Origin of the sequence: Streptomyces sp. A1277 (assembly GCF_004795015.1) — a bacterium.
Classification (GTDB): domain Bacteria; phylum Actinomycetota; class Actinomycetes; order Streptomycetales; family Streptomycetaceae; genus Streptomyces.
Genome location: NZ_SSBI01000025.1, coordinates 71,766 through 89,956, shown reverse-complemented (window position 1 = coordinate 89,956; position 18,191 = coordinate 71,766). Strand labels below are relative to the sequence as shown.

Below are 18,191 nucleotides of genomic sequence, written 5' to 3'. Positions count from 1 at the left end.
TTCGGCCCGGCCCTGGCCTTCGTCCTCAATCGCCGGACGGGCTTGAATACACCGCCGGACGGGCTCGAATGCACCGCCAGGCGGGCTCGAATACACCGCCAGGCGGGCTTGGTTTGCCCGGACCGGCTGGGGCTCACAGGCGTGCGATGTCCCGGGGCTGGAAGCGGGGGGCCCGGCGGGGTGGGGTTTCGCCCGAGAGCAGGATGAGGCGGGTGGCGCGGTGGCGTTGGCCCTCGTACGGGGTCAGGAGGGCGAGCATCTCCTCGTCGTCGGCGTGGCGGTTGCCCGCCAGGGCGTGGCCGACGATGCCGGGGAGGTGGAAGTCGCCGACCGTCACCGCGTCCGGCGCGCCGTTCGAGCGTTGCAGGGTCTCCGCCGCCGTCCAGGGGCCGATGCCCGGGATCGCCTGGAGGCGGGTGAGCGCGTCGGGCAGGTCCATGGCGGCCGCCTCCTCCATGCGGCGGGCCACGCGCACCGCGCGCAGGATCGTCGCCGAGCGCTTGGAGTCGACACCCGCGCGGTGCCACTCCCAGGACGGGATCAGCGACCAGGTGCGGGCGTCCGGCATGACGTAGAGGCCGTACTCCTGCGGGCCGGGCGCCGGCTCCCCGTACCTGCGCACCAGGAGGCGCCAGGCGCGGTACGCCTCGTCCGTCGTGACCTTCTGCTCCAGGATCGACGGGATCAGCGACTCCAGCACCAGGCCCGTGCGCAGCAGCCGCAGCCCCGGGCGGCGGTGCTGGACCACGGCGAGCAGGCGGTGGCGCGGGACGAAGGCCGCCGGGTCGTCGCCCTCGCCGAGCAGGGCGGGCAGCTGGTCCAGCAGCCAGGAGGCGCCGGGCCCCCAGGCGGCCGCCTCGATGCGGCCGTCGCGGGCGACGACGTGGAGCAGGCCGGGGCCGGCCGGTGTGCGGCTGGCCCGGCGCACGGAGCCGTCGGCGGACATCCGGAACGTGGGGTCGGCGGGGCCCCGGCGCAGCGGGCCGAGGACGAGCCGCAGGTCGAGCGGGCCCGGCGGGGTCCAGACGCGGGTCAGCGCCGCCGGAGCGGGCGTGGCCGCCGCCTGGTGCGGGACGGGCGCGCGCCGGGCGTTGCGGGGAGCGAATCGTCCTGCCACGGGTGAGGTCCTCGGTTGTCGGGGGTGCCTGTCGAGGGTACGGCTGTTTTCGGCCACTCGGTCCCATACGGGCGAGAGCGGCCATTCCGGTCACTCCCGCCCGTATGGGAAGGAGTGACCGCTCCGGTCACTCGTCCGAGGAGAACCGCACCGAGGCGTCCGGCAGGCGTGCCCCGCACCAGACGCGTACGCCCTCGCGCAGCTCGTTGTCGGCGCCCACTTCGGCGCCGTCCCCGACGACCGCGCCGGCCAGCACCGTACGGCTGCCGACCCGGGCGCCCGCGCCGACCAGGGAGTCCGTGATCAGGGCGCCGGGTTCGACGACCGCGCCCGCGAGCACGGTGGAGCCGTCGATCCGGGCGCCCGCGCCGATCACCGCGTCGGCGCCGATGACCGTACCGCCGGAGAGCTTGGCGTCGGGGGCGACGGAGGCGGTCGGCAGGACGAGGCGGTCGCCGCAGCGGCCGGGGACGGCCGGGGAGGGGGCGCGGCCGAGGACGAGGTCGGCGGAGCCCCGTATGAATGCCTGCGGGGTGCCCAGATCCAGCCAGTACGTGGAGTCGACCATGCCCTGGAGGTGGGCGCCGTCGGCGAGGAGGCCCGGGAAGGTCTCGCGTTCGACGGAGACCGGGCGGCCGGCCGGGATGGTGTCGATGACCGAGCGGCGGAAGATGTACGCGCCGGCGTTGATCTGGTCGGTGACGATCTCCTCGGGCGTCTGCGGCTTCTCCAGGAAGGCGGTGACGCGGCCGGTGTCGTCGGTGGGCACGAGGCCGAAGGCGCGCGGGTCCTCGACCCGGGTCAGGTGGAGGGAGACGTCGGCGCCGGAGTCGGCGTGCGAGGTGACCAGGGCCCGGATGTCGAGTCCGGTGAGGATGTCGCCGTTGAAGATGAGGACCGGTTCGTCCGGGCCGGACGCGAGGCGGTGGGCGACGTTGCGGATGGCGCCGCCGGTGCCGAGCGGTTCGCGCTCGGTGACGTACTCGATGTGCAGGCCGAGTGAGGAGCCGTCACCGAAGTACGGCTCGAAGACCTCGGCCAGGTACGAGGTGGCGAGGACGATGTGCTCGACCCCGGCGGCCCGGGCGCGCGCCAGCTGGTGCGTCAGGAAGGGGACGCCCGCGGCCGGAACCATGGGTTTGGGCGTGTGCACCGTGAGCGGGCGCAGCCGGGTCCCCTTGCCCCCGACCAGGAGGATCGCTTCTTTTGCCTCTGTCACAGCACTGTCTTCGCTTCCTGCTGGGGCCGGGCCTCGTTACGGTCGGCCAGTGTATGCAGACCGCAGGCGGCGCCTTCGGCCAGCAGCCCTCAGGCCCGGGCGCGCCGGGCGGCGGCCGCCCGGCGCCCGCGTGTCAACGGCCCTGCAGACCGGCCGATGTGGTCCGGGCCGTCCCGAGCTTCTTGTAAAGACGCGCTCCCGGGCATTCGGTTGCGAATCCGTCCCGGTGTCCGGAGATGACGTTGAGGCTGACCTTCGCACCCTTCTTGTACTTGTTGCTGCCGCCCGAGACCAGGGTCACCTTGCCCTTCGGGTTGGCGCCGAACAGGCCGAGCTTCCAGGCGGTGAGCTTGGAGACGGCGGTGACGGCGGCGGCGGGCGGTTCGGAGCTGCTGAAGGTGCCGAGGACGGCGATGCCCGTGGTGTCGGTGTTGAAGCCGAGGGTGTGGGCGCCCATGACCGCCTTGGTCACGCCGCCGGCCCGGCCCTCGTAGATGTTGCCGCACTTGTCGACCAGGAAGTTGTAGCCGATGTCGCGCCAGCCGTTGCTCTTGACGTGGTAGCGGTAGATGCCGCGGATCACCGAGGGCGCCTGGGAGCAGGTGTAGTTGTTGCCGGTGGCGCTGTGGTGGACGAAGGCGGCCTTGACGGTCGAGGTGTACGCGAACGCCTTCTCGCGCAGCTTCTCGTCGGCGCCCCAGCCCTTGCGGGTGACGATGCTCGGGCGCGGACCGATGTACGGCTTGGCGGCGGGTGCGAGCCCTGCGGCGGCCTCGGTCGCGGACCTGCTCAGGGCGGGCAGCACGGCGCCCTCCTGCCGGGCGGCCCGGTCCGCGCCGGCCGCCCCGGTGGCGGGGAGGTCCTGCGGGTCCTTGCCGGGGTCGACGAGTTCGAGGTGCAGCCCGGCGGGCAGCGGTACGGGGGCGGCGGACGTGGCGCGGGTGTCCGGGGCCTCGGGGCGGACGCGGACCTCGACGCCGTCGGAGTCGCCGACCCAGAGCGGGGCGGTGGAGCCCTTGACGGCGCCCGACGCGCGCTCGGGGGCGCCGGGGTCGGGGGCGTGCTCGGCGTTGTGCGTCTCCAGGTCCTGCCAGCCGGACCAGCGGTGGGTGCCGGCGGCGCGGGTGCGGACCTGGGCGGTGCCGTGGAGTTCGGCGTCCACGTCGTCCCAGACGACGCCGACCATGGAGAACGGGTGGACCGTGCGGCCGGTCAGGCCCTGCTCCCCCGCCGGTGCGCCGGTGGCGCGCGCGGAGGGTGCGGTCAGCGGGTCCAGGGGCAGGGACTGGGTGGAGCCGGGCAGGTCGGCGGGTTCGGAGCCCGCCGCTGTTTCGTGGGCGGGGGTGTCGGGGGCGGCGCCCGCGGGCGCGGCGAGCGGCAGGACGAGCGCTGCCGTGCAGGTGACACCAATGGCGGATGCAGTGAAGGCACGCATACATATGATCCTTGGCATAACCGGACAACTCCGGCTACCCGGATTGTGCCGGGTCGTTGACGGACCGTCTGCCGAACCGGTGTACGCGGCAGCCGCCGCACCAGGGGCCCTCTGCCACCGCCGCGTACCCTTCCGCACATGAACGCCAGCGACCGCACCCCTGCCGACCTGCTGCGTTCCGCGCTCGCCGCGGACCCGGCCCGTCCCATGGTCACCTTCTACGACGACGCCACCGGAGAACGCGTCGAACTGTCGGTGGCCACCTTCGCCAATTGGGTGGCCAAGACCGCCAATCTGCTCCAGGGCGACCTGGCGGCGGAGCCCGGTGACCGGCTCGCACTGCTGCTCCCCGCGCACTGGCAGTCCGCGGTCTGGCTGCTGGCCTGCGCCTCGGTCGGTGTCGTGGCCGATGTGCAGGGCGATCCGGCCGCCGCCGACCTCGTCGTCACCGGGCCGGACACGCTGGACGCGGCGCGGGCCTGCCGGGGCGAGCGGATCGCCCTGGCGCTGCGCCCGTTGGGCGGGAGGTTCCCGCAGGCACCCGAGGGCTTCGCGGACTACGCGGTGGAGGTGCCGGGCCAGGGCGACCGGTTCGCGCCGTTCGCCCCGGTGGACCCGGACGCGCCCGCGCTGACGGTGGGCGGCGCCGGGTTCACGGCGGCGGAGCTGGTGGCGCGGGCCCGCGCGGACGGGGCGGCGCTGGGCCTGGGCGAGGGGTCGCGGCTGCTGTCGGGGCGTACGTACGACAGCTGGGACGGCCTCAGCGCCGGGCTCTACGCCCCGCTGGCGACCGGGGGCTCCGTGGTCCTGTGCCGCCACCTCGACGAGCTGGGCGCGGACGCGCTGGCCCAGCGGGTGGAGAGCGAGCGGGTCACGCTGACGGTGTGACGGCGGGGTGCCCTTCGTAGCCGGTACGACAAGCGGCCCGAGGGGCACCCGTCCGGACCATCGTGGGCCGAGCCCTCCGCCCTGGCGCTCAACTCCGGTACATGATCTGCGGTACGGGCCGCCCGAGGGTCTGGCCCAGGGATGTCTCGCCAAGGCACAACCAAGCGTGAGGTTCAGCCGTCTACTTCTGCGACCGGCGGCCCAGCGCGCCGCCGAACGTGAAGGATGGACGCAGACGTGACCGAAAGCGCCGGCACTCCGGGCGACCCCGACGACTCGGCGGCGGGCGAGGACCGGACACCGGACGCGCCGCCGCCCGGAGACGAGCCCGCAGAGCAAGACGCGCCGCCGCCCGGAGACGAGCCCGCAGAGCAAGACGCGCCGCCGCCCGGAGACGAGCCCGCAGAGCAAGACGCGCCGCCGCCCGGAGACGAGCCCGCAGAGCAAGACGCGCCGCCGCCCGGAAGCGAGCCCGCAGAGCAAGACGCGCCGCAGGGTGCGCCGGGTGGTGAGACGCGCAGTGGGTCGGGCAGCGGGTCGGGCAGCGGCCCGGCGCCGGGGCCGGACCGGAAGGGCGGGGGCGCGGCCCTCGACATCACCGTCAGGCGCAAGCGGCACTGGCTGCGTTGGACCGCGCTCGGCGCCTCGTTCGTGGTGCTCGTGGCGGCGGGCGTGGGCTGGTGGCTGTACAAGAAGCTCGACGGCAACATCCGGACGGACACCTCGGCGGCGGCCGAGCTGAAGGCGTACGAGAAGGAGCGGCCCGTCTCCGTCGTCCACGACGCGGAGAACATCCTGCTCATCGGCTCGGACAGCCGGGCCGGCGACAACCGCGAGTACGGCCGCGACGACGGCGGCAGCCAGCGCTCGGACACCACGATCCTGCTGCATCTGGCGGCGAACCGTAAGAGCGCCACCGCCATGTCGATCCCGCGCGACCTGATGGTGGACATCCCGGCCTGCCACAAGGCGGACAAGACGGCGAGCAGGCCGCAGTTCGCCCAGTTCAACTGGGCGTTCGAGATGGGCGGGACCGCCTGCACCATCCGGACCGTCGAGAAGATGACGGGCGTCCGCGTCGACCACTACATGGTGGTCGACTTCAACGGCTTCAAGGACATGGTCAACGCGGTGAACGGGGTCGAGATCTGCCTCAAGGAGCCGATCGACGACAGCGACGCCCACCTCAAGCTCGCGGCCGGCCGGCGGAAGCTGAACGGCGAGCAGGCGCTCGGCTACGTACGGGCCCGCAAGTCGCTCGGCAACGGCAGCGACACCGACCGCATGGACCGCCAGCAGCAGTTCCTGGGCGCGCTCGTCAACAAGGTGCAGAGCAACGGCGTCCTCCTCAACCCGACGCGGCTCTACCCGGTGCTGGACGCGGCCACCAAGGCGCTGACCACCGACCCGGGCCTGGCCAGCCTGAAGGACCTCTACGACCTGGTGCGGGGCATGCGTGACGTCCCGACCGACAAGGTGCAGTTCCTGACCGTGCCCCGGCAGCCGTACCACCTCAACGCGAACCGGGACGAATTGGTACAGCCCGACGCGGACAAGCTCTTCAAGCAACTGCGCGAGGACAAGCCGGTCGCGGTGGTGCCCTCCGACGAGCTGAAGAAGGACGACGGCAAGAAGGACGACGGCAGGGGCGACGACGGCAGGGGCGACGACGGCAAGGGCGCGGACTCCGCCGACGCCTCGGGGCCGTCCCCCACACCCACCTATTCGGGGAACAATGCGGCAACCGACCTGTGCAAGCAGTAAAGCAATGGCCAAGCAGACACCAACGTTCGGCGTGCAATGGGAAGAATGCCCGGTTGTAAGGGCCGTGGAATGTGTCACGCGCGTCGCTGGACGCCGAATGGGACGGATAGTGTGACGCGATCCGGTGCTTCCGGCCATCCGGCCGCGCACTTCTGGAGCGAAAGACTGAGCGCCTTTTCGGGGGAGGCGCCTCGCGTGGCACCGACGGAGGACTCAAGCAACCGTGGATGCGCAAAGCCGTGGGCGGGCGGAAGACATGGATGATCCCGCAGACCAGTGGGTTCTCAACCCGGACACCGGCGATTACGAACTGCGACTGAACCATTCCGGAGGGAATCCCCCCCGCTCCACGACGCCTCCGGCCCAGCGCGGCCCCGGGCGCACGGGCGCTCCCCGTGACGGGAGCGAGCGCCGGGACCCCTCGGGCGACTCCCCGCGCCGCAGCACCGAGGTGCCGCGCCAGGGCGGGCGCCGGTCGGCGGGTGGCGCGCGCGCCCAGGAGCGTACGGCCCCCAAGGACGCCGCCCCCGGCCGCCGCAAGCGCAAAGCCCCCAAGTCGCGCGGCAAGAAGGCGCTGGTGTGGACGGGCGGCGTGATGGCCTTCCTGCTCGTCGGCGTCTCGGCCGGTGGCTACTGGCTGTACCAGCACTTCAACGGCAACCTGAACACGGTGGACATCGGTGACCGCGGCAACAAGGACGTCGTCACCGCCAACGCCCCCCTCAACATATTGATCATCGGTACGGACAAGCGCACCGGTAAGGGCAACGAGGGCTACGGCGACAAGGGCAGCCCCGGCCACGCCGACACCAACATCCTGTTCCACGTCTCCGAGGACCGCACCAACGCCACGGCGCTGAGCATCCCGCGCGACCTCATCACCGACATCCCGGAGTGCAGGACCAAGCAGGACGACGGCTCGGAGAAGACCATCCCGGGCACGACGCACGTCCGGTTCAACACCAGTCTCGGCCAGTCGGACCGCGATCCCGGCTGCACGATGGACACCGTCAAGGCGCTGACCGGCCTGACCGTCGACCACTTCATGATGGTCGACTTCAACGCCGTCAAGGAGCTGACCACCGCGGTCGGCGGCGTCAAGATCTGCCTCGCGAACGCGGTCAAGGACAAGGACTCCAAGCTCGACCTGCCGGCGGGCGAGAGCACCGTCCAGGGCGAGCAGGCGCTCGCCTTCGTACGGACCCGGCACGCCTACGCCAACGGGAGCGACCTGGACCGGATCAAGGGCCAGCAGCAGTTCATCGGCTCGATGATCCGGCAGATGAAGTCCGACGACACCCTGACCAGCCCGACGAAGCTCTACAAGCTCGCCGACGCGGCGACCAAGGCGCTGACGGTCGACTCGGCCATCGGCTCGGTGAAGAAGCTCAGTTCGCTCGCCAAGGAACTCAGCAAGATCGACACGAAGAACATCACGTTCGTCACGATGCCGGTGATAGACAATCCCGAGGAGCCCAAACCCATCACCGTGGTCGCGCACCCCACCAAGGCGGAGCAGCTGTTCTCGATGATGCGCGACGACACCTCGCTGACCGAGGTGGCCGCGCAGAAGAAGAAGGCCAAGAGCAAGCAGGACGCGCTCCTCAAGGGAACCAAGGCGGCGGCGGCCGACGTCCGGGTCGATGTGTACAACGGAGGCGAGATCGCCGGCGCCGCCCAGCAGACGGTCACCTGGCTGCAGAACACCAAGGGCGTCCTGAAGTCCACGAACAAGGCCAACGCACCGAAGAAGATCGGCAAGACGACGCTGGAGTACGCCCCGAACCAGGCGGACCAGGCTCGCGCCCTCGCCGAGATGATGGGGCTGCCCGGCTCCGCGATGAAGCCGGGCACGGCCGACGCCGAGGGGCTTCAGGCGATGGTGCTGACCCTGGGCGCGGACTTCAAGGCGGCCGGTACCCCGATCACCGGGCCGACGAAGATCGACATCCCGAAGGCCAGCGCCGACAAGGCAGAGTGCGCCAAGTGACACCGGGTCACCGCGCGATACCGCGAGTCTGAACAGCAGGGGGGTCCTGGTGGTACGGAGCAGCACGCCTGGGGAGGGGACGCGGCCGCGGCCCCCGCACGCCCGCGGAGCCGGGGAGCGCCACGAGGACGCGGACGGCGCCGGTGCGGCCACCGTCGTCGCCGGCAAGGGCGAGGGCCGCGGCTCCGGGGGCGGGCGTCGCGCCGGGAACCGGGGCGGGCGCCGAAAACCGAAGAAGAAGCACCGCGTGCTTCGGTGGATAGCCTTCTCCGTCGCCTTCCTCATACTCGGGACCGGCGCGGCCGGTTACCTCTGGTATCAGCACCTGAACAGCAACCTCCGCAAGGGGGAGCGGAGTGCGGGCAACAGCGGGGCGAAGAAGGCCACCCCGAACTCCGAGGGCCAGACCCCGCTGAACATCCTGCTGATCGGCTCCGACAGCCGTAACAGCGAGGAGAACCTCAAGCTCGGCGGAGCACGGGACAGCGTCGGCGCGACCCCGCTCGCCGATGTGCAGATGCTGCTGCACGTGTCGGCCGACCGGAAGAACGCCTCGGTCGTCAGCATCCCCCGGGACACCCGCGTGGACATACCCGCCTGCGAGAACGCGGACACCCACAAGAAGTACCCCGCCAGCAACGGCATCATCAACGAGTCGCTGCGCGGCGGCCCCGGCTGCACCCTGGACACCTGGGAACAGCTCACCAAGGTCTACATCGACCACTGGATGATGGTCGACTTCGCCGGTGTGGTGGACATGGCCGACGCCGTGGGCGGCGCCTGGGTGTGTGTGAATCAGGACGTCTACGACGTGCCCAAGCCCAAGGTGCCCGGCGGCTCGTACCTGAAGATGAAGGCGGGCCGGCACAAGATCAAGGGCGAGCAGGCGCTGAAGTGGCTGCGCACCCGGCACGCCTTCGAGAGCGACATCGGCCGCTCCAAGGCCCAGCACATGTACCTGAACTCCGTGCTGCGCGAGCTGAAGAGCCAGAACGCCTTCACCGACACGGGCAGGCTGATGAACCTCGCCGAGACCGCGACCAAGTCGCTCCAGGTCTCGAAGGAGATCGGCACGGTGAAGAAGCTGTTCGACCTCGGCATGCAGCTGAAGGACGTGCCGCTGGACAAGATGAACATGCTGACGATGCCCCGCATCCCCGACCCCGAGGACCCCGACGCCCACGTGCTGCCGAAGCCCGGCGCGGCCGACAAGCTGTGGGCGATGCTGCGCGAGGACCAGTCGCTCGACCCCAAGGACCGCGCCAAGGCGAAGAAGAAGGCGTCGACGCCCGGACCGAAGGCCGGCGCCCCGGCGTCGATCGGGATCACCGTGGTCAACGGGACCGGAGCGGACGGCCGGGCGCCCGCCGAAGGCCGTGCGGCCGCGGTCCGGGACCTGCTGAAGTCCAAGGGCTTCACCGAGGCGGACACCACGTCCGACCCGGGGTCCGCGCCGACGACCGAGGTGACGTACCCGCACAGCGCCGGTGCCCAGGGCAAGTCGGACGCCCTGTCCGTGGCCAAGGCGCTGTCGCTGCCGACGAGCGCGGTCAAGGAGACCCCGAGCGGGGCCGGGCTGACGCTCACGGTCGGCTCCGACTGGCGTACGGGCGACGCGGCGCCGAAGGTCGAAGAGGACGACAGCGACCCGCTGGAGGGCACCGAGTCCGTCAACGGCGCCAAGACGGACGACTGCATGGACGTGTACTGGCCCTACCGCACGCCGTAGGCGTCTTGGGTACGCGAGAGGGGGCGCCCGGTCCGGCCGGGCGCCCCCTCTTCGTCGTATCCGGGTCAGGCCACCGGCGTACCGGGCTCGGTGACCGCCGGGCGGCGGCTCGCGATGACCTTCCTGGCCAGCGAGCGCGGGCTCGTCAGGAAGCCCCAGCCCCACGACATGTGCATGGTCGCCAGCGCCACCGGGATCTGCGCCCGGGCCTTCAGCGACAGGCCCTTGCCCGCCGGGAGGGAACCGGCGACGATCGCCGCGGCATAGCCGCCCGGGACGATCAGGGCCCACGGGGTGACCGCCGCGCCCACCACGAGTCCGGCCGCGATGGCGACGACGGCGGTCGGGGGCGCGAGGTAGCGCAGGTTGATGGAGCCGGCGTGGTAGCGGGCGACGACGTGGCGCCAGCGGCCGTAGTCCTTGTACTGCTTGGCGAGCGCCCGCACGGAGGGGCGGGGGCGGTACTGGACGCGCAGCTCGGGCGAGAACCAGATCAGGCCGCCGGCCTCGCGGATGCGGAAGTTCAGCTCCCAGTCCTGGGCGCGGATGAACTCCACGTTGTACCCGTCGGCCCGCTCCAGCGCCTCCCGGCGGAAGACGCCCAGGTACACGGTCTCGGCGGGGCCCGCCTGGCCGCCGGTGTGGAAGGCCGCGTTGCCGACACCGATCTTCGACGTCATGGCCGCGGCGACGGCGTCCTCCCAGGCGTTCTCGCCCTCGGCGTGCATGATGCCGCCGACGTTCTGCGCGCCCGTCTCCTCCAGGAGCCGGACGGCGGTCGCGATGTAGTTCGGCGAGAGCATGCCGTGGCCGTCGACGCGGACGACTATGGGGTGGCGGGACGCCTTGATCGCCGCGTTCAGGGCGGCGGGGGTGCGGCCGGTGGGGTTCGGGACGGTGTGGACCCGGGGGTCCTCCGCGACCAGCTCGGCGGCGATCTCGTCCGTGCGGTCCGTGGACGGGCCGAGCGCGATCACCACCTCCATCTCCCCCGCGTACTCCTGCTCCAGGATGTGGCGGACGGAGTTGCGGAGATGGCGCTCCTCGTTGAGCACCGGCATGATCACGGAGACGGCGGGAGGCTGCGCGGCAGACATGTGGTCCTCGGGGGGTCCTCGGGGGCGCCGGGGGCTCGCACCCCACCAGGCGGCGGTATTCGGCCGCCACGTTACCGCGAATGGGGGACAGCGGTGCGCGCCGCCGGGTGGCCTCCCGGGATGCAGATCATATGGGCCTACCGTGCGAACGGTCCCCCTCGCACCGCGGAGGTGTCCCCCGTGCCCACGCCGCACCGCTCCCCCCGTCCGCCCAGGCCCCGCACCGCTTCCCCGCAGCGCAGGCGGCCGAGAAGGCCGGACGAGCGGCCGCGCTGGGGCATGCGGGTGGCGACCGGGCTCTCCGTGCTGGTGCTCGGGGCCGGCGGGATCGGGCACGCGGTCGTGACGAACCTGGAGAGCGGGATCGACCGCATCGACCCGTTCAAGGACATGAAGAACCGGCCCGCGGGCGGGCACGGCATGAATCTGCTGCTGGTCGGCACCGACGGGCGCGACAAGATCACCAAGGACGAGAAGCAGAAGTACCGGCTGGGCGGCGAGCCCTGCCACTGCACGGACACGATCATGCTGGTGCACCTGTCGGCGGACAGGGAGCGCGCCAGCGTCGTCAGCCTGCCGCGCGACAGCTACGCGGAGGTCCCCGCGCACCGGGACCGGACGACCGGCGAGGAGCACGCGGCGCACCCGGTGAAGCTGAACGCGGCGTACGCGGAGGGCGGGCCGAGCCTCACCGTACGCACGATCGAGCACATGACCGGCGTCAAGATCGACCACTACCTGGAGGTCGACTTCACCAGCTTCATGACGACGGTCGACACCCTCGGCGGTGTGAAGATCTGCACCGCCAAGCCGCTGAGGGACTCCTACACCGGCCTGGACCTGGCCGCGGGCCCCCACACGTTGAACGGCGGCCAGGCGCTCCAGTACGTACGCTCCCGGCACATCGACGGGGCCGCCGACCTGGGCCGTATGCAGCGCCAGCAGAAGTTCATGGCCTCGCTGATCAAGCAGGCGACGAGTAGCGGGGTCCTCCTGAACCCGGTGAAGTTCCGCGAGGTGGCCGCGACGATGCTGAAGTCGGTCCGGGCCGACAGCGGCTTCGACACGGAGCGGATGCTCTCCATCGGCCAGGCGATGCGCGGCTTCTCCCCCGCCTCGTCGGAGTTCACCTCGGTGCCGATGGGCGATGTCGCCTACCAGGTCAAGGGCATCGGCTCCACGGTCAAGTGGGACCCGGTCAAGTCGAAGCAGCTGTTCACCGCCCTGCGCGAGGACAAACCCCTCACGACCGCCCGGCCCGCCGCACAGGCCGACGCGAAGAAGGTGGACGTGCCGCCGCGGCAGATCCGGGTCCAGGTCTACAACGGGACCGAGAAGGACGGCCTCGGCTCCACCGTCGACGCCGCGCTGCACGCGACCGGCTTCGACACCACCCGCGCCCCGCTCACCTCACCGCAGCGCGACCTCAAGCACACCCTGGTCACGTACGACCCGCGCTGGGACCGCTCCGCGAAGACCCTGGCGGCGGCGCTGCCGGGCGCGGAGCTGCGGCCGGTGCCGGGGCAGGGGGCGACGATGAAGGTGACGGCGGGCGAGGACTACCACAAGGTGCGGCCGGTCCACGCGGAGGAGCCGGACTCCGGGAAGTTCGGCGCGGTCAAGGGGGACGAGGTGGTGTGCCCGTGAGCGGGGGCCGGGCCGGGCGGGCAATCCCAGCCCGTCCGGCGATTGAGGACGGAACCGGTCGGGGGTGAGCCCGGCGCCCCTGCGGTGCGGGCCACCCAAAAGGCGCCGCCCCCCGGCAGACCGGTTCCGCCCTCAAACGCCGGGCAGGCTGCAACGCGCCCTCAGTCCTCGATGCCGTCGGCCAGCCGCTTCTCCCGCAGCTCACGGATCGCGCGGCGGCGGGCCAGCCGGTGGGTGCGGCGGATCTGGGCCTCCTGGTAGCGCCGCTTGTCGCGCTCCGTCTCCGGGACGACCTGCGGTACGGGGCGGGGCCGCCCGTCCGCGTCGACCGCGGCGAACACCAGGTACGCGCTGCCGACCTGCGTCGCCGGCGTCGACTCGTTCCAGCGCTCGGCCATGACCCGGACGCCGACCTCCATGGAGGAGCGGCCGGTCCAGTTGACCTGGGCCCGCACGTGCACGAGGTCGCCGACGCGGACCGGCTCCAGGAAGACCATCTCGTCCATCGAGGCGGTGACGGCGGGCCCGCCGGAGTGCCGGCCGGCCACGGCGCCCGCCGCGTCGTCGACCAGCTTCATGATCACGCCGCCGTGCACCGTACCCAGGAGATTGGTGTCGCTGCCGGTCATGATGTGGCTGAGGGTGGTCCGGGAGGCCGCGGTGGGCTTGGCCGGAATGTCGCTCTCCGGGCGCGGAGCCTGATCTGTCATACCGTCCACCTTATGCGTGGGCCTGGAGAGCATCGCAATGCATCAGCTTCGCAACAGCCCTGGTCCGATTTTCCTCACAACCTGTAAGAGGAGCGGCCCCGACCTGCACACTGGTCCCTATGAACGATTGGCCCGACGGCTGGACCGACGACGACCGCAGCGGTAACCGCTACGGGCAGGGCAGCGCGAACGAGCGGCCCGAGAGCGCCCGCTCGATGCCGCACGTCCAGCGCCGCCCGGCCCCGCCGCAGCAGCGCCCCGCGCCGCCGAGGCAGCGCCCGGTGCCGCAGCAGCCGGCCGGCTACGACGACGGTCAGCCGCAGTACGACAGCGGCTACAACACGGGCCAGGTCTACGGCGGCGGAAACGGCGGCCGTGACGCGGGTCACGGCGGGGGCCCCGGTGGCGGCGGCGGTGACCGGGGTTACGTCCAGGGCCGACCGGGGGCCGCGCCCGACTGGGCCCGCCGGATCAAGATCGGTGCGCTGGTCCTGGTCGTCGCGGTGCTCGGCGTCTCCGTGGGCACGTACTTCTGGGCCGACTCCAAGCTGAACCGCGATGTGGACCTGTCCAAGGTCATCGAGCGGCCGAAGGGCGGCGACGGGACGAACTACCTGATCGTCGGCTCCGACAGCCGCGAGGGCATGACGGCCGAGGACAAGAAGCGGCTCCACACGGGCTCGGCCGAGGGCAAGCGGACCGACTCGATGATGATCCTGCACGACGGCGGCAACGGCCCGACGCTGGTCTCGCTGCCCCGCGACTCCAACGTCGAGATCCCGTCCTTCGTCGGTTCCGAGTCCGGCAAGAAGTACGCGGCCACGGGCCGCACGACCAAGCTGAACGCGGCGTACGCGACGGACGGGCCGGAGCTGCTGGTGCGTACGGTCGAGTTCAACACCGGCCTGCACATCGATCACTACGTCGAGATCGGCTTCGGCGGCTTCGCCAAGATCGTGGACTCGATCGGCGGGGTGGAGCTGGACATCCCGAAGGCGTTCAAGGACAAGTACTCCGGCGCCGACTTCCAGGCCGGCAAGCAGACCCTCAACGGCCAGGAGGCCCTGGCCTTCGTCCGCACCCGCCACGCCTTCACCTCGGACCTGGACCGTACGAAGAACCAGCAGAAGTTCCTCGCGGCCCTGGCGAGCCAGACGGCGACCTTCTCCACGATCATCAACCCGTTCAAGCTGTACCCGACGCTGGGTTCCGGCCTGGACACGCTGATCGTGGACAAGGACATGTCGCTGTGGTCCCTGGGCAAGATGTTCTTCGCCCTGAAGGACGTCACGGGCGGCGACGGCACCTCGCTGAACATGCCGATCTCCGGTTCCGTGGGCGGCAACCTGGTCTGGGACAAGGCCAAGGTCAAGCAGCTGGTGGACCAGCTCAACAACGACGAGAAGGTCACGGTCACGGGGAACTGAGGCGCATGCGACGGGGCCCGGACGGTTCGCCGTACGGGCCCCGCCGCATGCGCCGGGCGGTACTGGCCGCCGCATGCGCCGGGCGGTACGGGGCGCCGCATGCGCCGGGCGGTACGGGGGCGCCCGGGCGGTATACCGAGGCGCGCGGCCGGGCGGTTCCTATGCGGCCCCTCGCGCCAGCACCGCTGTGTGCGGCAGCGACAGCAGCCCGTCGTCCGCGAGGAATTCCCGGCACAGCACGTCGTACTCCCGCTTGGCCGCCGCCACGCCCTCCGGCCCCCGGCTGGTGACCAGCCGGCCGATCGCGGCGACCCCGGCGGCGGGCCCTTCCCACCAGTCCTCCGGGGCGGCCCGGTGGTCCCAGGCGTGCGTGGCACCTTGTACGTCCCCCAGCCCGGCGGCCGTGAACAGGGCGGCCAGCCCGTCCGGGGTGCGCGGGAAGTCGTGCTCCTCGTCCACGGTGGCCAGCCAGTCGGGCCGGGTCAGCCCGGCGGCCTCGGCGGCGCGCCCGACCAGCGCCTGCCCCGGGGCGCCGGGCGCCTGCCAGACGGTGACGGCGACCCGGCCGCCGGGGCGGGTGATCCGGCGCAGCTCGACCAGGGCGTCCAGCGGGCGGCCGACGTGGTTGAGCACGAAGTTGGCCACGACCGCGTCGAACTCCCCGTCGGCGTACGGCAGCTGGGGCAGCGAGCCGATCCGCACCGGCACCCCGGGGGCCGCCCGCCGAGTCTCCTCGACCATGCCGGGCTCGGCGTCCACCGCCCGGACGACCGCGCCCCGTGCGAGGGCCGCGACGGTCACGCTGCCGCTGCCGCACCCCACGTCGAGCAGACGCGTCCCGTCCCGTACCTCGGCGGCGTCCAGCAGGGCGGGCACGGTGTGGACGCAGAGCCGGGCGAAGGTGCGGGCGTAGCTCTCGGCCCGCCCGTCCCAGATCCGCCGCTCACTGACGTCGAACGCGGTCATACGGTGTCGCCTCCGGTGCTGCTGCTGGTAGGGGACTGCGGTTCCGTTTCGTTCAGGTCCTCGTGCAGCGCGCCGAGGACGCGCCCGGTGGGCTCGCCGCGCTCGGACAGCTCCCCCAGGAACCACCCGGGCAACCGCCCCTCCGTCTCACCCGGCACCTCGCCCCGCTCCGGATCGTCCATCCCCTGGAGCAGCGCGAACGCGGTCTCCCGGGCGACCTCACGGGCGATCTCGCCCAGCTCGACGGCCGTCAGCCCGAGCCGAACGGCCCGCTCCACGGCCCCGCCGGCCACCCCTTCCTCACGGTAGGCGGCCACCCAGTGGGGCGCAGTGGTGCTCCAGGCGTCGATGTCCTGCCAGACCATGCGCAGGAACCGGTACCGGGCGAGCTGCGGCAGCCCCTCCTCGCCCTCCGACTCGGCCCACCCCTCGGCATCCTCGGCCCCCAGCGCTTCGAAGAGCCGCGTCAGCTTCCCGATGTCCTCCCCCACCGGTCCCCCTCAGCGGCTGCGGAGGTTACGGGAGAGCCAGGGGCTGAGGATGGCGCGCGGCACGAGCTCCTTGTACGTCTCGTCCCCGGGCAACGGCACGACGAGCCAATACCCCCGCGTGAAGAGCCGGCCCTTCACGTAGGCCAGCCCGCCGTACACGGACCGCAGGAACGCGGGCACGGAGTCACGGGGCACGTCGTCGATCGCCACCCCGTCCACGGTGATCCGCGCGTCGTCCTCCGGAAAGACCTGCACGGTGACGGCGGGCGCCCCGCCCAGCTCGATGAACGCCTCGTGCGGCAGCGACCCGTCCGCGTCGACCACGGCAAAGGCCCCCGCCGACGTGCGCCGGGACGTCTGGTCGGTCCCGATGTCGTCGGTGACGGTCATCTCCAGGTTGTACGCCCGCGCGACCTCCCGCACGGCGGTGACGGCGGCCTCGGTGGAGGGCAGATGAGGACGCGCCACGCGGGCCCCTCAGCCCTGTGCCGCGTACGCGACGAAGGCCGCCCAGGCGCGCGGGGCGTGTGTGAGGCGGGGGCCCTGGGCGTCCTTGGAGTCGCGCACGAGGACCGCGCTGGGGACGGTGGCGACCTCGACGCAGTTATTGCCGCTGCTGCTGTCGCTGTAGCTGCTCTTGAACCAGTTCATCGCAGAAGCGTCCCCGGCGGAGGGATTGTCAGTCATGTCTCTCCCAGCACTTGCTTGATGAAGGCCAGTGACTCCGCTGGCGTCAGGGCCTGGGCCCGGATCATGCCATACCGCAGTTCCAGGATTCGGAGCTGCTTCGGGTCGGTGACGGGGCGCCCGCTGAACGCACCCCACGAACGACCCACAGCCGTACCGTCCCCGAACTTCAACACCTCGATCCCACCGTCCAGCCCAGGATGAGTCTCGCAGTTGAGGGGCATGATCTGAAGCGACACGTTTCTCAACTGTGCAATGGCAAGCAGGCGTTCCAGCTGCCTTCGCCACTCCATTCTGCCGCCGATGGGCCGACGCAGTGCAGCCTCTTCCAGGACGAAGCTGAGCGCCGGGGCCGGTGTGCGGTCGAAGATCGAGCGTCGAGCCAATCGGGCCGCCACCCCCCGCTCCACCTCGTCGCGCGAATAGGACGGTTGTCGCGTCTCCAGCAGCGCACGGGCATGCCCCTCCGTCTGCAAAAGACCGTGGATGCCGTGCTCGGCGTACACCGCCATCTCAACGGCGAGCGCCTCCATCTTCGCCAGATCCCGCACCTTCTTCGGGTACCGGACCACCGCCAAGTCCTGCTTCATCACGGCGATCTTGCCGTTCGCACCCAAGACGTCGTCCGACCTGTCCAGGTACTCGGGCCGGGGAATGCGCCTGCCGCCCTCGACCTTGTAGATCAGGTCCTCTCCGTACCCGATCAGCGCCCCGAACTCCGCCGCGCGCAGCCCCGCCGCCTCGCGCCACGCCTTGAGCTGGCGGCCCACGGCGGCGACCACCGCCGCGCCCGACTCGTCCTCGGGATCGACGTCCCAACCGTGCTCGTCCGACTCACCGTTGGCGCTCCGGTCCTTGCCGACCGCGTCCACACTCATCCGTGCCCCACTTCCGACGTGCGTGCCGTTCTTCCTCAACCGCCCCCCGTCCCCACATGTCACTCCGGACAGCCCGGACAACGCCGGACAAGCGCCGGACAGTCACCGTACGCAAGGGCTCGGTCACTGTGCACGGTACGCAGACG

Annotated in this window: 16 protein-coding genes; 6 read left to right on the top strand and 10 right to left on the bottom strand. The window is 71.7% G+C overall.

The window, feature by feature from the left end:
- Positions 1–133 precede the first annotated feature (133 nt).
- The 3 genes from E6R18_RS18650 to E6R18_RS18640 form a co-directional block, all read right to left on the bottom strand.
- Positions 134–1,117 (bottom strand): DNA-3-methyladenine glycosylase, encoded by a 984-nt coding sequence (locus E6R18_RS18650; protein ID WP_136318025.1) that lies wholly within the window; start codon positions 1,115–1,117, stop codon positions 134–136.
- 127 nt (positions 1,118–1,244) lie between these two features.
- On the bottom strand, positions 1,245–2,336 hold the full coding sequence (locus E6R18_RS18645) for an NDP-sugar synthase (RefSeq protein WP_136318024.1): 1,092 nt from the start codon (positions 2,334–2,336) through the stop codon (positions 1,245–1,247).
- 133 nt (positions 2,337–2,469) lie between these two features.
- Positions 2,470–3,771, bottom strand: a complete 1,302-nt coding sequence (locus E6R18_RS18640; protein ID WP_136318023.1) for a peptidoglycan recognition protein — start codon at positions 3,769–3,771, stop codon at positions 2,470–2,472.
- A 138-nt stretch (positions 3,772–3,909) separates the two neighbouring features.
- Between E6R18_RS18640 and E6R18_RS18635 the strand changes: the two genes are divergently transcribed.
- The 4 genes from E6R18_RS18635 (at position 3,910) to E6R18_RS18620 (ending at position 10,142) form a co-directional block, all read left to right on the top strand.
- Positions 3,910–4,659 (top strand): TIGR03089 family protein, encoded by a 750-nt coding sequence (locus tag E6R18_RS18635; protein WP_136318022.1) that lies wholly within the window; start codon positions 3,910–3,912, stop codon positions 4,657–4,659.
- A 237-nt stretch (positions 4,660–4,896) separates the two neighbouring features.
- Positions 4,897–6,423 carry an LCP family protein gene (locus tag E6R18_RS18630; RefSeq protein WP_136318021.1) on the top strand — a complete coding sequence of 509 codons (1,527 nt, stop codon included), beginning with the start codon at positions 4,897–4,899 and terminating at the stop codon, positions 6,421–6,423.
- A 256-nt stretch (positions 6,424–6,679) separates the two neighbouring features.
- Entirely contained in the window at positions 6,680–8,413 is a 1,734-nt protein-coding gene (locus E6R18_RS18625) for an LCP family protein (protein ID WP_136318020.1), read from the top strand.
- Between the two features lie 247 nt (positions 8,414–8,660).
- Positions 8,661–10,142: an LCP family protein gene (locus tag E6R18_RS18620; RefSeq protein ID WP_136318019.1), complete on the top strand. Its 1,482-nt coding sequence runs from the start codon at positions 8,661–8,663 to the stop codon at positions 10,140–10,142.
- A gap of 65 nt (positions 10,143–10,207) precedes the next feature.
- Here the strand turns inward: E6R18_RS18620 and E6R18_RS18615 are convergent, their stop codons facing one another.
- Positions 10,208–11,239: a glycosyltransferase family 2 protein gene (locus tag E6R18_RS18615; RefSeq protein WP_136318018.1), complete on the bottom strand. Its 1,032-nt coding sequence runs from the start codon at positions 11,237–11,239 to the stop codon at positions 10,208–10,210.
- Positions 11,240–11,518: 279 nt separating this feature from the next.
- Between E6R18_RS18615 and E6R18_RS18610 the strand changes: the two genes are divergently transcribed.
- Positions 11,519–12,886 carry an LCP family protein gene (locus E6R18_RS18610; protein ID WP_136318043.1) on the top strand — a complete coding sequence of 456 codons (1,368 nt, stop codon included), beginning with the start codon at positions 11,519–11,521 and terminating at the stop codon, positions 12,884–12,886.
- Positions 12,887–13,047: 161 nt separating this feature from the next.
- On the opposite strand, the gene E6R18_RS18605 is transcribed toward E6R18_RS18610, so the two are convergent.
- A complete protein-coding gene (locus E6R18_RS18605; RefSeq protein ID WP_136318017.1) occupies positions 13,048–13,596 on the bottom strand; it encodes an acyl-CoA thioesterase in 549 nt (182 codons plus the stop codon).
- 119 nt (positions 13,597–13,715) lie between these two features.
- Here E6R18_RS18605 and E6R18_RS18600 point away from each other — a divergent pair, with 119 nt between their 5' ends.
- On the top strand, positions 13,716–15,023 hold the full coding sequence (locus E6R18_RS18600; protein WP_136318016.1) for an LCP family protein: 1,308 nt from the start codon (positions 13,716–13,718) through the stop codon (positions 15,021–15,023).
- Positions 15,024–15,182: 159 nt separating this feature from the next.
- Here the strand turns inward: E6R18_RS18600 and E6R18_RS18595 are convergent, their stop codons facing one another.
- The 5 genes from E6R18_RS18595 to E6R18_RS18575 are packed head-to-tail and all read right to left on the bottom strand — an operon-like array spanning position 15,183 to position 18,045.
- The gene (locus tag E6R18_RS18595; RefSeq protein WP_136318015.1) at positions 15,183–15,989 is read right to left on the bottom strand and encodes a class I SAM-dependent methyltransferase; all 807 of its coding nucleotides are present in this window, start codon (positions 15,987–15,989) and stop codon (positions 15,183–15,185) included.
- Positions 15,986–16,480 carry a hypothetical protein gene (locus E6R18_RS18590; RefSeq protein ID WP_136318014.1) on the bottom strand — a complete coding sequence of 165 codons (495 nt, stop codon included), beginning with the start codon at positions 16,478–16,480 and terminating at the stop codon, positions 15,986–15,988. The genes E6R18_RS18595 and E6R18_RS18590 overlap by 4 nt, the downstream gene beginning before the upstream one ends.
- A gap of 9 nt (positions 16,481–16,489) precedes the next feature.
- Positions 16,490–16,948, bottom strand: a complete 459-nt coding sequence (locus E6R18_RS18585) for a hypothetical protein (protein ID WP_136318013.1) — start codon at positions 16,946–16,948, stop codon at positions 16,490–16,492.
- Positions 16,949–16,957: 9 nt separating this feature from the next.
- Positions 16,958–17,167: a DUF397 domain-containing protein gene (locus E6R18_RS18580; RefSeq protein WP_136318012.1), complete on the bottom strand. Its 210-nt coding sequence runs from the start codon at positions 17,165–17,167 to the stop codon at positions 16,958–16,960.
- Positions 17,164–18,045 (bottom strand): helix-turn-helix transcriptional regulator, encoded by an 882-nt coding sequence (locus tag E6R18_RS18575; protein ID WP_136318011.1) that lies wholly within the window; start codon positions 18,043–18,045, stop codon positions 17,164–17,166. Before E6R18_RS18575 ends, E6R18_RS18580 begins: the two co-directional genes overlap by 4 nt.
- Positions 18,046–18,191: the final 146 nt, after the last annotated feature.

Coding starts and splice junctions, on each gene's coding strand:
- E6R18_RS18605 (WP_136318017.1), bottom strand. CDS start 13,596: ATGACAGATCAGGCTCCGCGCCCGGAGAGCGACATTCCGGCCAAGCCC.
- E6R18_RS18575 (WP_136318011.1), bottom strand. CDS start 18,045: ATGAGTGTGGACGCGGTCGGCAAGGACCGGAGCGCCAACGGTGAGTCG.
- E6R18_RS18640 (WP_136318023.1), bottom strand. CDS start 3,771: ATGCGTGCCTTCACTGCATCCGCCATTGGTGTCACCTGCACGGCAGCG.
- E6R18_RS18625 (WP_136318020.1), top strand. CDS start 6,680: ATGGATGATCCCGCAGACCAGTGGGTTCTCAACCCGGACACCGGCGAT.
- E6R18_RS18580 (WP_136318012.1), bottom strand. CDS start 17,167: ATGACTGACAATCCCTCCGCCGGGGACGCTTCTGCGATGAACTGGTTC.
- E6R18_RS18595 (WP_136318015.1), bottom strand. CDS start 15,989: ATGACCGCGTTCGACGTCAGTGAGCGGCGGATCTGGGACGGGCGGGCC.
- E6R18_RS18610 (WP_136318043.1), top strand. CDS start 11,519: ATGCGGGTGGCGACCGGGCTCTCCGTGCTGGTGCTCGGGGCCGGCGGG.
- E6R18_RS18600 (WP_136318016.1), top strand. CDS start 13,716: ATGAACGATTGGCCCGACGGCTGGACCGACGACGACCGCAGCGGTAAC.
- E6R18_RS18635 (WP_136318022.1), top strand. CDS start 3,910: ATGAACGCCAGCGACCGCACCCCTGCCGACCTGCTGCGTTCCGCGCTC.
- E6R18_RS18615 (WP_136318018.1), bottom strand. CDS start 11,239: ATGTCTGCCGCGCAGCCTCCCGCCGTCTCCGTGATCATGCCGGTGCTC.